General features: G+C 69.3%; 8 protein-coding genes. 5 read left to right on the plus strand and 3 right to left on the minus strand.

Annotated elements, in window-relative coordinates:
* Positions 1 to 20 precede the first annotated feature (20 nt).
* Entirely contained in the window at positions 21 to 980 is a 960-nt protein-coding gene (locus AIF0345_RS05750) for a tetratricopeptide repeat protein (protein WP_285297596.1), read from the minus strand.
* Positions 981 to 1,120: 140 nt separating this feature from the next.
* Between AIF0345_RS05750 and miaB the strand changes: the two genes are divergently transcribed.
* From miaB to AIF0345_RS05765, 3 genes are all read left to right on the plus strand, one after another.
* Positions 1,121 to 2,776, plus strand: a complete 1,656-nt coding sequence (gene miaB, locus AIF0345_RS05755) for a tRNA (N6-isopentenyl adenosine(37)-C2)-methylthiotransferase MiaB (protein WP_285297597.1) — start codon at positions 1,121 to 1,123, stop codon at positions 2,774 to 2,776.
* 86 nt (positions 2,777 to 2,862) lie between these two features.
* The gene (locus tag AIF0345_RS05760) at positions 2,863 to 3,237 is read left to right on the plus strand and encodes a PH domain-containing protein (protein WP_285297598.1); all 375 of its coding nucleotides are present in this window, start codon (positions 2,863 to 2,865) and stop codon (positions 3,235 to 3,237) included.
* Positions 3,238 to 3,915: 678 nt separating this feature from the next.
* Positions 3,916 to 6,276, plus strand: coding sequence for a DUF6531 domain-containing protein (locus tag AIF0345_RS05765; RefSeq protein ID WP_285297599.1), 2,361 nt, complete (start codon positions 3,916 to 3,918; stop codon positions 6,274 to 6,276).
* On the opposite strand, the gene AIF0345_RS05770 is transcribed toward AIF0345_RS05765, so the two are convergent.
* Positions 6,248 to 7,315 carry an IS630 family transposase gene (locus tag AIF0345_RS05770; protein ID WP_285297600.1) on the minus strand — a complete coding sequence of 356 codons (1,068 nt, stop codon included), beginning with the start codon at positions 7,313 to 7,315 and terminating at the stop codon, positions 6,248 to 6,250. The genes AIF0345_RS05765 and AIF0345_RS05770 overlap by 29 nt on opposite strands.
* A 72-nt stretch (positions 7,316 to 7,387) precedes the next feature.
* Between AIF0345_RS05770 and AIF0345_RS05775 the strand changes: the two genes are divergently transcribed.
* Positions 7,388 to 10,585 carry an RHS repeat-associated core domain-containing protein gene (locus AIF0345_RS05775; protein ID WP_285297601.1) on the plus strand — a complete coding sequence of 1,066 codons (3,198 nt, stop codon included), beginning with the start codon at positions 7,388 to 7,390 and terminating at the stop codon, positions 10,583 to 10,585.
* Between the two features lie 1,258 nt (positions 10,586 to 11,843).
* Here AIF0345_RS05775 and AIF0345_RS05780 read toward each other — a convergent pair.
* Complete coding sequence (locus tag AIF0345_RS05780; protein ID WP_285297602.1) at positions 11,844 to 12,806, minus strand: FAD:protein FMN transferase; 963 nt, start codon at positions 12,804 to 12,806, stop codon at positions 11,844 to 11,846.
* Between the two features lie 125 nt (positions 12,807 to 12,931).
* Between AIF0345_RS05780 and AIF0345_RS05785 the strand changes: the two genes are divergently transcribed.
* The gene (locus AIF0345_RS05785) at positions 12,932 to 14,911 is read left to right on the plus strand and encodes an FTR1 family iron permease (RefSeq protein ID WP_285297603.1); all 1,980 of its coding nucleotides are present in this window, start codon (positions 12,932 to 12,934) and stop codon (positions 14,909 to 14,911) included.
* The last annotated feature ends 91 nt before the right edge of the window (positions 14,912 to 15,002 follow it).

Here is a 15,002-nt window from a genome sequence, read left to right on the forward strand (position 1 = left end):
CAGGTGAACCGCGTGTCGCATCAGCCCCAGATGGTGAGTGCGATGAAAGCGACTGCTGAGCCCAGGATGGTCGTCCATAAGAGGGCGATCTTGCCGATCTGCTTGATCACTCCATGGCTATTCTTGAAGGCGGAGCGCCAGGGGTGCTCTCCGAGCGACGCCGCTTGGACGGACGAGGTGATATCTCTCATTCCGGAGTGCGCCGAGAGGCCGAAGACGATCAGGAGGGCCACGACCAGGCACCAGATCGGGAGTGCGGACTTCGTGAATGTGAACAGCAGCCTCGCCAGGACGAGGACTGGCATGACGATCAACATGAATAACGTGAGCGTGTTCTTGCAGGCCTTGCTGAGAACCTCCGAGAGGTACTGATCCGGCGTTTTGGGCTCTCGGGCCGCAGCCTGTGCAGCCTCCATGGCCTCCATAGCCTCCGTATTGAGCCTGCCCAGCTCCAGCCGAGACTTCTCGTGGTCCGGGTCGAGCTCGAGCGCCCTCTCGAACGCGTGCCTCGCCGCCGCAGGGTTCACGGTCCGGTAGACCATGCCGCGCACGTGGTGGGCCCAACGGCTGTCGGGGGCCTCGGACACGGCAATGTCTGCCGCGCTCGTCGCGGGCCCGGTCTCACCCAGGCTCAGATAGGACAGGGCGAGCAGACCGAAGAGCGTCTCATTCCTGGGGTGGATCCGGATGGCGTCGAACGCGCACTGGACGGCCTCGGCCTCGCGGCCCATCCGGTGCAGAAGCCTGGTGCGCGCGATCAGCCCATCCAGGCCCTCGGGGCGGAGGGACACGGCGCGGTCCGCACTGTCCAGGGCGCGATCCAGGTCGCCGGTCAGCGTGAGCGCCGCAGCCAGCGCCGTCCACCGGTCGTAGTCCTGGTCGGGGCTCTCGGGCTTGACGGTGATGAGCAGCTCGGCGGCGAGGTCGGGGCCGCCCGAGTCGATGAGCCCCCGCGCGCGCCGAATCGTGGGGTGACCCACTCGCTCCTCCTCTTCAGCACTGGACCGCGGGCCGTCACGCAGGCGATGGCCCTCGCGCCGCCCGCCCGGGCGCCGCGGAGGAGGGTAGCACGAGGAGCCGCGGCAGGCGGCCTCCTTCGCCTCCTCTACACTGCCAGGCGATGACCACTCTTGACGCCACACCCCGGCTCGACGCCCGAGGAGCCGCGCCGCGCACCTACCACGTGCGCACGCTCGGCTGCCAGATGAACGTCCACGACTCCGAGCACATGGCCGGCCTCCTCGAGGACGCAGGCTACCTGCGCGTCGAGGACGTGCCCGAGGCCGCGGCCCGCGCCACCGAGGCGGGCGACGGCGGTGCCGACGTCGTCATCGTCAACACCTGCTCGGTGCGCCAGAACGCCGCCAACCGGCTCTTCGGCAACCTTGGCCAGCTCGCCGCCGTCAAGCGCCGGCGCCCCGGCATGCAGATCGCCGTGGCCGGGTGCCTGGCCCAGCAGATGGGGCAGGGAATCGTCGAACGCGCCCCCTGGGTCGACGTCGTCTTCGGCACCCACAATATCGACGTTCTGCCCGCCCTGCTGGAGCGCGCCCGCCACAACGCCGAGGCCGCCGTCGAGCTCGAGGAGTCCCTCAAGGTCTTCCCCTCCACCCTGCCCACCCGCCGCGAGTCCGCCTACGCCGCCTGGGTGTCCATCGCCGTCGGCTGCAACAACACCTGCACCTTCTGCATCGTCCCCTCCCTGCGGGGCCGGCAGCGCGACCGCCGGCCCGGGGAGGTCCTGGCCGAGATTGAGGCGGTCGCCGCCGACGGGGTCACCGAGGTGACCCTGCTGGGGCAGAACGTCAACTCCTACGGGGTCGGCTTCGGGGACAGGGGCGCCTTCGCCAAGCTGCTGCGCGCCGCTGGCGGCGTCGAAGGCATTGAGCGGGTGCGCTTCACCAGCCCCCACCCGGCGGCCTTCACCAGCGACGTCATCGACGCCATGGCCGCCACGCCCGCCGTCATGCCCAGCCTGCACATGCCGCTCCAGTCCGGGTCCGACCGGATCCTGCGGGCCATGCGCCGCTCTTACCGCAGCGCGAAGTTCCTGCGGATCCTCGACGAGGTGCGAGCCAGGCTGCCCGAGGCCGCGATCACCACCGATATTATCGTCGGCTTCCCCGGGGAGACCGAGGAGGACTTCGCCGCCACCCTCGACGTCGTTGAGAAGGCCCGCTTCGCCTCCGCCTACACCTTCGAGTACTCGCCCCGCCCGGGCACGCCCGCCGCGGACCTGCCCGCGGTCCCCGTCGAGGTGGTCAAGGACCGCTACCGGCGTCTGGACGAGCTGGTCCGCCGCATCACCCATGAGGAGAACGTCAAGCAGGAGGGGCGGGTCGTCGAGCTGCTCGTCGCCGAGGGGGAGGGGCGCCGGGACGCGGCGACCGCCCGCGTCTCGGGGCGCGCGGCGGACAACCGGCTCGTCCACGCCGCCCTGCCGGCCGGTCTCGCGGCCGGCGACTACGCCGCGGGCGCTCCGCGGCCCGGGGACATGGCGATAGTGCGGGTGACCCACGGCGCCCCGCACAACCTCATCGCCGACTCCGCCCGCTGCGGGGAGGTGCTCAGCACCCGGGAGCGGGTCGCCAACGACGCGCTGGGCGCCGGGGACCGCGTCTGGTACGACGACGGTCCGGCGCTGTTCCGGGTGCGCCGCACCCGGGCAGGGGACGCCTGGGAGCGGCGCCGCAGCCAGGCGCACACCGCCCCCGAGTCCGACACCGCCCCGGTGAGCCTGGGCACGCCCGCCCTGCGCGTGGGGGCCCCGGTCTGACGGCCTCCGGGGCCCGCAGGGACCCGACCTGCTAGCATCGCGCCGTCGGCGGCAGACGGTGCCGCCCAGAGCGCAATCGAGGCCTCATGGAGACTGCGGCGATCACGGCGTGGACGTTCCATGCGGAGGTGCCGATCCCTCAGGACGTCGGCCGGCTGCTCGTGCAGGGCGAGCGGCCCTGGGCGGCCTTCCGGACCTTCCGCGACACCGCCATCTTCACCTCCAAGCGGCTCATTGTGAAGGACTCCCAGGGCCTGACCGGCAGGAAGGTCGAGATGTACTCCCTGCCCTACTCCGCCATCAACATGTGGTCCTCGGAGAATGCGGGGACCCTCGACCTCAACGCCGAGATCGAGTTGTGGACGCGAGCCGGCCACATCAAGATCAAGCTCGGCAGGGGAGCCGACGTCCGGCGCATCGACCAGCTGATCGGTCACGCCGTCCTCAACAACGGGAACTGAAACGGGCACTGAGGTCGACGACGAGATCCTGGCGGCGGTGCGGGCCCGCCTGTCCTGATCGTTCCGGTCCGGGTCCTCTCGTGCCCTTCTCCCTATGCGGCTGTGGTGGTCTGGGGTGGGGTCGTGGCGTGGAGCGGTGCGTGGTTGGGGTGCGCGGCCCGGGTGCGCACGTGGTTATGAGGCCGGGTGGTTGGGGCCCGGGTGGCCGGGCGCTGCTCCGGTGTTGCGGGGTGTCCGGCAGCCTCTAGCCGCTCGGGCCCTGGTGGTTGGGTGCTGTGGTTGTCTGGGGCGACGTCGTCCTGGGTGGTGGGTGTCCGGGGTCTGGTGGGGTCTAGAATTATTGTTGCCTGGCTGTGGCTGGGTGCCTTGTCGCGTGGTTTTGTTTGTTCTGTTGGCTTGTCTGCATGATCCGGGAAGGCTGTTGGGTGTGCGGTGCTGTGGAATCTGGTTCTGGTGGGTGGGGTAGGCGGGTCGGTTCTTTGTGCGGCGGGCTGGGATCGTTGGCGTCGCCGTTGTCTGCGCGGGCTGTCTGCGCGGGCTGTCCATAAGCTGTCGTGTTGGCGGAAGGGCTTCTGGGGGGCCTCTGGGAGGCTTCCGGAGGGGTTCCGTGTAGAGTGGGTCCCGGGTACGATCGCTGTGTTCGGCGTGGTTCGGGGCGCCTGTCGTTAAGGAGGCGTCATGCCGCAGGGCTCGGACCAGGTCGGCCCTCTGGTGGGTATTGACGAGGATGTTCCCTATAGTGCGGCGGACGCGAGCGCGCTGGTGGCGGCGTGCCGTGCGAGCGCGACACTGATCGAGGGGCAGGCGGGCACGCGCGCCTGGGCGGTGTCGACGGCCGAGACCGACTTCGAGGGCTGTTTCTCGCGGGTGTTCGCCGACAACGCGAGGGTGCAGGTGGCGGACGCGACGAACCTGGTGAGGGCCCTGCGCGACGTGGCCACCAAGGTCGATGCGCTGACCGAGGAGGCGGGCAAGGAGCAGGAGCGCCGCGAGACGGGACGGAGGTGGAAGCGCGACCACGACAACAAGAGCTGGGCCGAGAAGACCTGGGACGCGGTCTTCCACGCCGATCCCGTGCCGATCGGCCCGGAGGCGAGGCCGCTGCCTCAGACGGTCCCGGAGCCGGTGGTGGGGGCCCGGGAGGCGCCCTGGCCGGGGAGCACGTCGGGGCAGACGTCGGGGACGAGCTCGGCGGCGCCGGCGGACCTGCGCTCGTTCGCCACCACGTCGCAGGCGGCCAATGACGAGCTGGCGGGGGACCCCGCCGCGCTGCGGGGGAGGTACGAGACGTTCGAGGCGACGTGCACGTGGGGGGCGGTGTACGCCTCCGGAGTCTTCAAGGCCTATGACACGTACCTGGCTAATAATGTCAACGATGTGACGTGGGCGGGTACGGTGGCCGGCGCCTTCGAGGCCGTCGGCGGCGCAGAGGGCGTCTCCACGGTCGCGGACGCCGCGATCCAGGCGTCTTTGGAGGCGGCCGGGGTCACGGTCTGTCGCTCGCAGATCGAGATCGACCCGGCGATGGTGCAGGGCGGCCAGATCACCTCCGGGTATGCGGACGACCCGGTGAACACGCTGACCGGCAGCTTCGTGGAGCCGGAGATCGACCTGGCCTTCACCGGCGGGTCCGGGGCCCTGGCGCTGATCCGCGTGTACAATTCCTCGGCGCGGGAGCCGGGCGCGTTCGGGCCCGGGTGGGCCAGCGCCCTGGAGTCTCGTATCGAGCTCGACGACGAGGCCGCCCGGTGGGTGCAGGCCGACGGGGCGGTGGCGGTGTTCCCCCGCGCCGGGCAGGGGTGGGAGCGCGCCACGGGCGAGAGCCGGTGGCTGGAGCGCGAGGACGCCGCCGATGGCGAGCGCCTGGTGGTCAGCGACAACGCCGGCGGCCGGTGGGTGTTCACCGCCTCGGGCGTGCTCGTCTCCAACTCCCGCGGGGAGGGCACCGGCGTGGCCTATGTGCGCGACGAGGGCCGCGTGGTGCGGATGGAGCACGAGCGCGGCCGGTCGATCCGCCTGGTGTGGGACGGTCCGCGCGTGGTGGCGGCCGAGACCTCCGACGGGCGCCGCGTCAGCTACGTCTACGACGAGGCCGGGCGCCTGACGGGCGCGCAGGCGCCCAGGGGGTCGCGCGGCTACGAGTGGGGCGAGGCGGGCCTGATCGTCCGGGTCACCGACGCCGACGGCGTCGTCGAGGCGGACAACACCTACGACGAGGCGGGGCGGGTGCGCACCCAGCGGTCGGCCTTCGGACGCACGACCCGCTACTCCTACCTGCCGGGCCGGGTCACCCAGGTCGCCGACGCCGACGGAGAGCGCTCCAACGTCTGGACCTATGACCGGCGCGGCCGCCTGATCGGCGTGGTGGACGCCCACGGCAAGCGCCAGTCGGCGGCCTGGGACCGGTGGGGCAACCAGGTCGTGGCCACCGACCGCGACGGCGGACGCACCGTGCGCACCTTCGACGAACGCGGCCACATGCTCATCGAGCGCACCCCCACAGGAATGCGCACCACCAGCACCTGGGACGACCAGGACCGCCTGACCCAGGTGCGGGTCACTGTTTCTAAGGACAGTGACGAGTGCGTCACCCGTTTCGAGTATGACGGAACGGACCGCCACCCGAGGAGGATTATCGATCCCGAGGGTGGGACCACCGCCGTTGAGTGGGACAGGAATCTTCTTGTCGGGATTACGGACCCCACCGGGCGCCGTACCACCATGGAGTACGACTCTTTTGGCGATATCGTTTCTGTGACTAACGGCGCTGGTGAGTGCGCCCGCCTGGAACGCGACGAGGCCGGCCGCGTGACGGCCTCGGTCTCTCCGGCCGGGCGGATTACCCGTTACGAGTACGACGCCGGGGGAGCGTGCGTGCGGCGCATCGACCCCGACGGGGCGGTGTGGGGCTACGAGTTCTCCGAGGCCGGTCGCCTTCGCGCCACGATCGACCCGCTAGGGGGCAGAGTCGAGACTGTTCATGATGAGTCCGGCGCTGATATGGCTGGAATTAAACAAGATCGGTGTGTGATGGTGTGATTGGGAGGTGCTCGAAGTCGTAGTCGAAGGTGCGGTTGGTGATGTAGGCGGTGAAGGCCGCGAAGGTGTTCTCCGGGGTGTCGCGCTGGAGGTTGGCGATATTGTTTTTGGCGGCGTTCCACACGTGTTCTGTGGGATTGTGGTCTGGGGCGTACGGGGGCATGTAGATGGGTGTGATGCGCTCCAGAGCCTGGCCGGGGGCATAAAGATCGTTCAAGGCCTTGGCGTGGTGGAACCTGGCGTTGTCCAGGACCACCGCGATCTTCTTCCCCTCATCGGTCTCGCGCGCCAGGCGATCCATCATGAGGGTGATCTGCTCGGCGTTCTGGTTTCCCTCGATGGGGTAGATTCTCATTTTCTTGGTCGTCAGGCTCAGTGCCCCGAAGAACGACTGGCTCGCCTTCTTGCGGTCCACGTACAGCCTTGTTCTCTTTCCCTTGGGAAGCCACATGCGCCGGGTCTCGGCCTCGTGCTCGACGCGGACCTCGTCGACGGTACAGACCTCCCAGCCCTCCTGGAGCAGATCGTTGACCTGGCGCCGGATCTCGGCCATCCGCCTGGTGATGGCCTTCTCGTCGCGGCGCCCCTCGAACGGGTCGGGGAGCTTGAAGGTCATGCCCAGAAAGCGCATGAGCAGCCGATAGGAGGACTCGGACCTGTACTCGACTCCGAACTTGATCTGCACGACGTCCTTAAGGGCCGGGACGTCCCAGAAACCGGCTTTGACGCCTGCCTCCGAGGGCGGTCTACTGAGAATCTCCTCCAGCTCCTCCTTCTGCGCCCGCTTGAGCTTTGCCGCATTCTCGTTGCCGGCGTGACCGGTTACCACGGAGCCCATCCTGTATCTCCGCCATTCTGACAGCCACTCACGTACCGTCCCCTCGGCCCGCTCGACCATCTCCGCGATAATATCCAGGCCGACGCCGCGGGCAGCGTACACAATCGCCTCCGCCTTCATTCTCACCAGCCTGTAGGTGTCCGGGCGCTTCTTCCACCTGATGAGGATGTCCCGTTCCTCGTCCGTCATGTCGATCTGCATGAGACTATCTTATACGAGGTGCTCCGCAGACGCCAACCAGGAATCCCGCAGCAGCTGCCCCAGAATGCCATTTTGTTTAATTCCGGCCATACCGAGACCATCGACCAGCTGGGACGTCGTCTAACCAAGGAGATCGACGACCTTGGCAATACAGCGTCCGTCTCCCTGCCGGATGAGAGCCGCTGGGAGTTCACCCACGACGCCTTGTCCCGTTTGACCCAGGTCACCGACGCTTCAGGGGCGAGGTGGTCCTTGGAGCATGATGCTGTTGGTCATATCGTTGCCGGTACCGACCCCACGGGGGTGCGGCGCACGGCAGCGATTGGTACGGCCGGGTTCGGCGAGTCCCTCACCGACGGTGAGGCGACATGGTCGGAGAAGCATGATCCGTTGGGCAGACTGATTGCTGAGGCTGGTCCAGACGGCAGGGAAACCACCTACAGGTACGACCGCTGCGGGCGCGTCATCGAGACGGTGGACCCCGATGGCGGGGTCACCACGTTCAGCCGCGACGAGGCGGGGCGTGTGCTTACCGTGACCATGGCGTCCGGAGCGTCTTACAGCTACGAGTACGACGCCGCCGGGCGCTGGTGCGCGTCCGTATCCACCGGTGGCGCGCGTTTCGAACTCGCCTACGATGCTGACGGCAATATCGTCACAGAATCGTGGCCGACCGGCGAGGTGGTCACCACGGAACGCGACGCCTGCGGGCGCCCGGTGCGCAGGGTCGATCCCGGTTCTGGAGTCACGACTCTTGCCTATGACAAGGCGGGGCGTGTTGTTCGTGTGCGCGACCCGTACTACGGGGCCCGCAAATATGCTTATGACGCCGCTGGGCAGGTTGTTGCGGTAACTAATGCGCTCGGCGGGGTCACCCGGTTCGAGTACGATGCGAATGCTCGTCCGTACCGCACAATCGACCCTGCGGGCGGGGTCACCACGCGGTCTTTCGACGGCATGGGCAGGGTCACGTCTTTGACGGATCCGCTGGGCCGGACCAGCCGTTACTTCTATGATGGTGCTGGGCGCGTGACGCGCACGGTGGATGCCGCCCGGGTCGAGCGGACTTTTACTTACGACTGTGCAGGCAGGATCGCCACCGAGAGCCTCGGTGGGACGCTACGCCGCAGTTATGCCTTCGATCCGGCAGTCGCGACCATGCAGGTCGATGAGCGTGACGGGGACGGGGGTGAGTCCTGGCAGTGGTGGTGGGACTGGCGCGGCGAGATGATCCACGCTCGTCAGGGTTCATTGCACACAACCTATGAGCACGATGCTGATGGCCGCGTGACGCGCATGGTGCGTCCTGACGGGGAGGCCACTGTCTATGAATATGACCGGGAGGGGCGGGTCAGCGCGTTCGCCCAGGACGGGATTGGGCGCGTCAGCATCGAGCGGGACTGTCTCGGCCGCGCCGTGTCCGCGCTCGGGGACGGGATCCGCATCACGTGGGAGTGGGAGAACGGGTTTCTCGTCCGTCAGGTGGTCCACCAGGAGGGTCGAGCCACAACCGTCACGTTCGTGCGTGACCAGGACGGGCGGATTCTCTCTCGCGCGGTGGACGGCGAGACGACCTTCTACAAGTACGACGCCGGTGGCCAGCTCACGAGCGTGACCACACCGTCCGGTGAGGTGTACACGTACGCGTGGGATGCTCTGGGGCGCATGACCAAGGAGGACGGCCCCGGCGGGGTGCGTTGCTACCAGCATGACGCCGCCGGTCAGCTCGTGCGGGTCCGCGCGGGCGAGGAGGAGGTGAGCTTCACATATGACGCGCTGGGCAGGCGCACCGGCGAGCGAGGACCGGGCGGGCGGCGTTGCTATGCCTGGGACGCGGAGGATCATCTGGTCAAGGTCACTACCTTGGTCAAACGCGGCGATCGCCTTGAGGCCGGGGATGAATGGAACCTGGAGTGGGGCGCGAGTGGTGACCTGACACGAATCAACTCCACCGCTCTCGCATGGGACCAGGCCAGTGGCCTGCCCGTACCGATCAGTGCCGGCGAGGTCGCGGTAAGCGTAGCCGCAGGGGTGACTGCCGCGGCAGGCGCAGCGGCCGAGGGGCGAGAGGAGTCCCGTATCGCCTCCACGTGGCTGAAGACGGATACCGATCCGTGGGCTGGTTCGCAGCCGCTGATGGGTGTGGGCGAGGGAGTCTCAGTCACCTCGCGGGCCACCCTCGCCTTCGACGGCCTCGAGGTCATGGGAGTGCGCGTCTACGATCCGATGACGAGCTCGTTCTTGTCGACCGATCCGTTGCTGGCGCCGCCGGAGGCCGCGTGGGCGGGCAACGCGTACTCATATGCGGGCAATAACCCGATTGGCTTCTCAGACCCGACGGGCCTCGCCCCGGTCTCGGATGCGCAGCTGCAGGCCTACTCCGAGGCCCACAGCGGCGCGCTCTCACAGGCGTGGAACGCGGCTACATCCTGGGTGAAGGACAACTGGCAGTATGTTGCTGCCGCTGCTGTTGTGACCGCGGGTGTGGTGATGTGCGCCACCGGCGTGGGTGCGGGGGTTGGAGCCGCGATTCTCGTCGGCGCTGCGGCCTCTGGCGCGTTCTCCGCGGGCTCGCAGTACCTGACAACGGGGACCATTGACCCCAGGAAGATGGCCACTGACATCGCAATCGGTGGGGCGACCGGCCCTATCGGCGGCGGCGTGGGATCTGCCGTGGGCTCTGCGCTCGGGCGTACCGCCCTGTGCCAGGCGGGACGCAATATCCTCAGCGGTGTCGCCTCAGGCGCCGCCGAGGGCGGTGTATCCGGTGGCTTGACCTATCTGGCCGGCGATGGCCCTCACACGGTGAGCGGGCTGGCGGCCAACACGCTGGGCGGTGCGGGCACGGGCGGACTGTGCGGCGGGGGCGGCGCCGCTATCGCGAACAAGCTGAACGGCGTGACCGGGTGGGCCTGTTTCGCTGCGGACACCCCTGTGGTCATGGGTGACGGATCCACGAAGGCGATCGCCGAGGTTGAGGTCGGGGACCTGGTCCTGGCGCACAACCCGCACACGGGGGCCGACGAGGCCCGCGAGGTGCTGGAGGCCCCCGTCCATGAGGGCTCTGAGACGTGGAGGGTCGCGACCGCCGACGGCGGCGCCGTCACTGGGCTGCTGGGCGTGTCTCGGACAGCTCTGAAGGCGGTGTCTCGGGCTGTTTATCTTGTTGCTCGGTGCTCCTGGTCGGCCTCGCCGGGTGTCCTGTGCCCTCGGGGCGGGGTGGAGCTGTTTCTGATCGTGTGTTCCGGGCTTGTTCCGGGCTCGGCCTGAGGGGGGGCGGTGTCCCGGATGGTCTTGCTTCTTGTGGTGGTGGGCCATCTGATAGGCCCTCTCGTTCCTTGAGGGTGGCGCCCGCCAGCTTCCGCCCGGGCGCCCGCCCAGCACGCCCTGGTCCTGCCCGTCCGGAGGGCGAGCTCCGTGGTCCTCCGGGTGGTCGGCGAGCTGGGCGGGGGGTGTGCCAGGGTGCCGCGGGTCCGGGGCGGGGTGGATCGTCTCCCCCTGTCGCGTGCGGGCGCCTGCGGGCCGCCATACCGATCGCCTCGCACACCAGGGGCCGGTGCCGCGTGTGGTCGTCCCAGTGGCGTCCCCGACTGCTTTCCTCGTGCAGCAGCCCTGGGACGGTCGCCAGGCAGATCGAGCACCTCCCCGGGTGCGGGTACAGGTGGATGTCGCCCACCCACCTGCTCTCCCGGCTAGCCGGCGGCGGGAGCCCGCGCCGGGCACAGGCAGCGGCACACCATGGTGACCGGCCAGACGCCTGCCCACCGCGGCGGACGCAAGTGCGCGCCCGGGCGCCTACCGGGACCCCCTGCGCGAAGGAAGGAAGCCGCTTCTCCCCGAGCCCGCCCCCCAATCCTGGCCTCTCCCAGCCAGGCGCCCAGCCTCCTGCCCTCAGCCGACCGCTCCGCACCGACCTCGGAGCCCACGGACTCCGGGCGGTCCCTTCCCCCATCTCCTGACCCAGCCCCCACCACCCCAAGGAACCAGCCCACAGGACCCCGCCGCCCCCACGACAGTCCAGCCCCTCCACCCACGACACCAAGGACCACCTGCTCCCCGAGCCCACTACCGAGTCCCTGCGCCGACATGAGCCGATTCAACCTCGCTTCTCGAGCTCGTCTTCTTCTCCACCACAGTCCAAGAAACACCAGGCAGCTCAACGAGGGCTTTTGTGCAAGGCGGGTCGGGAAAGGTGGTGAATATTCGACGAATATTGACTGACTGCCGGCGATGGCGCGTGCAAAGGCGATCATGCCACCGGCACCCGGGACAGGCCGGATCATCTGGTCCGGGCGGGCACAGCGCCGTCGTCGCCCGGCAGTCCACAGCCCCGAGAGCCCTGAGCCCCTGTCTGCAGGCGCTTCACCTTGAGGGCTCGCTCTCCTGGAACCATGCGATCTTCAGCAAACCGCGTTATCCCAGGCGGAACGACCACCTTCACCGCAACCCCGCCACCAACGGGCGAATCACCGAAGCTGAGGCCGACGACGCCGGGGCTCGCCTCGGCGGCAGGCCTCCGCCGGGCGGATCAGGCGGTGAAGAGCTCGCCGGGCAGGTCGGCCAGGCCGCGCGAGACCGCGGCGGTGCCGTCGGTGCGCATGAGCGCGAAGTCGTAGCGGAAGCCCGCCCGCGCCAGCGCCTCGGGGGCGGCGACGAACAGGGCCGTGGCCAGGCCGTCGGCCTCGGCGCAGGTCGCCGCCACCGCCCAGGTGGCGAGCACGCCCCGGACCGGCAGGCCGGTGCGGGCGTCGAGCAGGTGATGCAGGCCGCCCCCCCAGGAGCGGCGGCCGGTGGCGGAGGCGCAGACCGCCGCGTCGGTGAGCGAGACCGAGCCGACGACCCGGCCCGGTGCGCGCGGGTCCTCCAGGCCGATGCACACCGGCTCGGGAGAGGAGACCAGCAGGTCACCCGAGCCGTCGACAACGAAAGCGCCGATCCCGGCTCCGCGCAGCTCGTGGGCGATGAGGTCCGCCAGGAAGCCCTTGCCGGCCGCCCCGACGTCGATGAGGACAGGACGGGCCAGGTGCAGCCGGTCGCCGTCGTGCCGAGCGGTCTGCGCCCAGGCGGGGCGGCCGTGAACCGCCCCGACGCGGGCGGCGGCGCCATGGTGGACGACGAAGGAGTAGTCGAGGTCGTAGCCGAGCTCGACCAGGTCGGCTCCCACCAGCGGGTCGACTCTTCCGCCGGTGGCGCGGTGCAGACGGTCGTACAGGTCGAGCAGGACGGCCGAGCCCGGCGGCAGGTCGAGGCTGAGGGGCCCGGCTCCCAGTCCGCCGTCGGCGGCCCGGCGCACCAGGGAGCCGGGACGGAAGCGGGACCACACCTCCTCGAAGGAGCCGGCGAGCGAGGCGAGGCGGTCGCGCAGCTCCAGGGGCAGGGGTGCGGAGGTGAGGACCTCCCAGCGCGTCCCGGTCGCCTCGAAGCGCCACCGCTGCGTCAGGGGGCCGGGCCCGCGCACCGTGCGCGGCCCGTGCGCGGCTGGAGATGACACGGCGTGCGCCTTCCTGCGGTAGTGATTTGTCGTCGACGAGCAGTGAAACCTAACCTAATATGCAAACATCAGAGTTACCGAACCTGGCTCCGGTACCTGTCAGCGTCGTGTGAAAGACCGCATCAATGCCATACAGCCGTCTCCCCCTCTCCCGCCCGGCCGCGGACGATCCTGCGCATCGTCCGGGGGCGCTGATCGCCCTCGCGGCGGTGCTTCTGCTGCTCCTCGGCGTGCTCTCCCCGCTGGGATCCGCCGGCGGTGCTCGCGCCGATGAGTCGGCGCCGGCCACTCCGAGCGCCAGCGCCTCGCAGGGCGGGGCCACCGACTACGACACCTGGAGCGCGGTCGCCGCGGCGGTCTCCTCCGACCTCGACGAGGCGCTGACGCAGTACCAGTCCGGCAACACCGCCGGCGCCGCCGCGACCTTCCAGAAGGCCTACTCGACGAGCTACGGGGCCTCCAACATGGGAACCGTTGTCAAGGACAACCTCGGCCAGGACACCGCCACCAAGCAGCAGGAGGCCTTTGAGGACCTTCGCACCCAGTCCTACAAGACCGGCAATGACGCCGCGATCACCACCGGCGTCACCTCCCTGAAGACCTCCCTGGCCGGCTCCGGCACCGCGCTCGACGCCATCGGCTCCCTGGCCTCGCCGCGGGACTACGCGACCGCCCAGGCGGACGCCATCGCCACCGAGCGCGCGGAGATCCAGGCCAGTAGGAAGAACGTCAACAAGGGCCGCGAGGGCCGCACGTGGACCGAGGTCGCCGCCGAGATGACCCCGCTGATCGACCAGGCCGTGGACAAGGCGTCCAGCGGCGACGGCCGGGGCGGGGCCGACCTGATCAACAAGGCCTACTACGGCTACTACGAGAAGCTCGGCTTCGAGAAGACCGTCATGGCGGCCATCTCCGGCAACCGCGTCTCCCAGGTGGAGAACCAGTTCAAGGTCGTGCGCCAGGCGATGGTCGACGGCGCGGACATCTCCGAGATCACCGCCGACGCCGAGGACCTGAAGAGCATGCTCACCGAGGACGCCGCCGTCCTCGACGGCGGCGCCGCGGCGAGCGTCAACCCGCTCAAGGCCTTCTTCACCGGCTCCTTCGGGCAGGCCTTCATCATCCTGCTGCGCGAGGGCCTGGAGGCGATCCTCGTCGTGGCCGCCATCATCGCCTACCTGGTCAAGGCGGGCATGAGGGACCGCATCAAGCTCATCTACGCCGGCCTGGTGCTGGGCCTGGTCGGCTCCGGCGTCGTCGCCGTGCTCTTCGCGGTCCTGTACGACTCCGCGGACTCCCACCAGGAGATCCTGGAGGGCGTCGTCGCGCTCGTGGCCATGGCGATGCTGCTGTTCACAAGCAACTGGATGCTGTCGAAGTCCTCTGTGTCGGCATGGAACGCCTACGTCAGGGACAAGACCGAGTCCTCGATCTCGACCGGCGGCTTCTGGGCGCTGGCGTCCCTGTCCTTCCTCGCGGTCTTCCGGGAGGGCGCCGAGACGGTCCTGTTCTACGAGGCCCTGTTCACCATGAACCCCTCCGGAGCCGCCAGCATCTGGCAGGGATTCGCCGCCGCGGCGGTCTGCCTGGTCCTGATCTTCCTGCTCATCCGCTTCACCAGCGTCAAGATCCCGCTGCGCCCCTTCTTCGCCATCACCAGCATCATTATGGCGGTGCTGGTCGTCATCTTCGCGGGCGGCGGCGTCCACGCCCTCATCGAGGGCGACCTCGTGCCCGCCTCCTACCTGCCCGGCTGGCCCACCTACGACTACCTCGGGCTCTACCCGTACAAGCAGACCCTGATCGCCCAGGCGGTCATGACCGCCGTCGTCATCGTCCTGTTCGTCATCTCCGCGGTGCGCAGGCGCCGCGAGGACCGGGTCAGGGCCGCGAAGACGGGCGACTCGGTCGGGGCGGCCGAGAAGAAGGCCGACGACGGCGCCGAGCTCTCCGCCGCATCGGCCGGCGCCGCCGCCCCAGAGGACTCCGCCTCCTCCGAGGGCGAAGGCTCCGGCGACCCCGCAGGCTCGCACGACGCAGAGGACTCCGGGACGCCTGCATCAGCCGACGATCCGCCCGCGGATCCCTCGCCGGCGGACAAGTGAGGGCTGAGCCCCGTGCTCCGGCGCTCACTGTCCGCTCCCCGAGCTTCCCGGCCCGGTCCTGGACCCGACCGGAAGACCGACGCCCGTCGCC

Source organism: Actinomyces israelii (assembly GCF_030253495.1).
GTDB classification, from domain to species: domain Bacteria; phylum Actinomycetota; class Actinomycetes; order Actinomycetales; family Actinomycetaceae; genus Actinomyces; species Actinomyces israelii.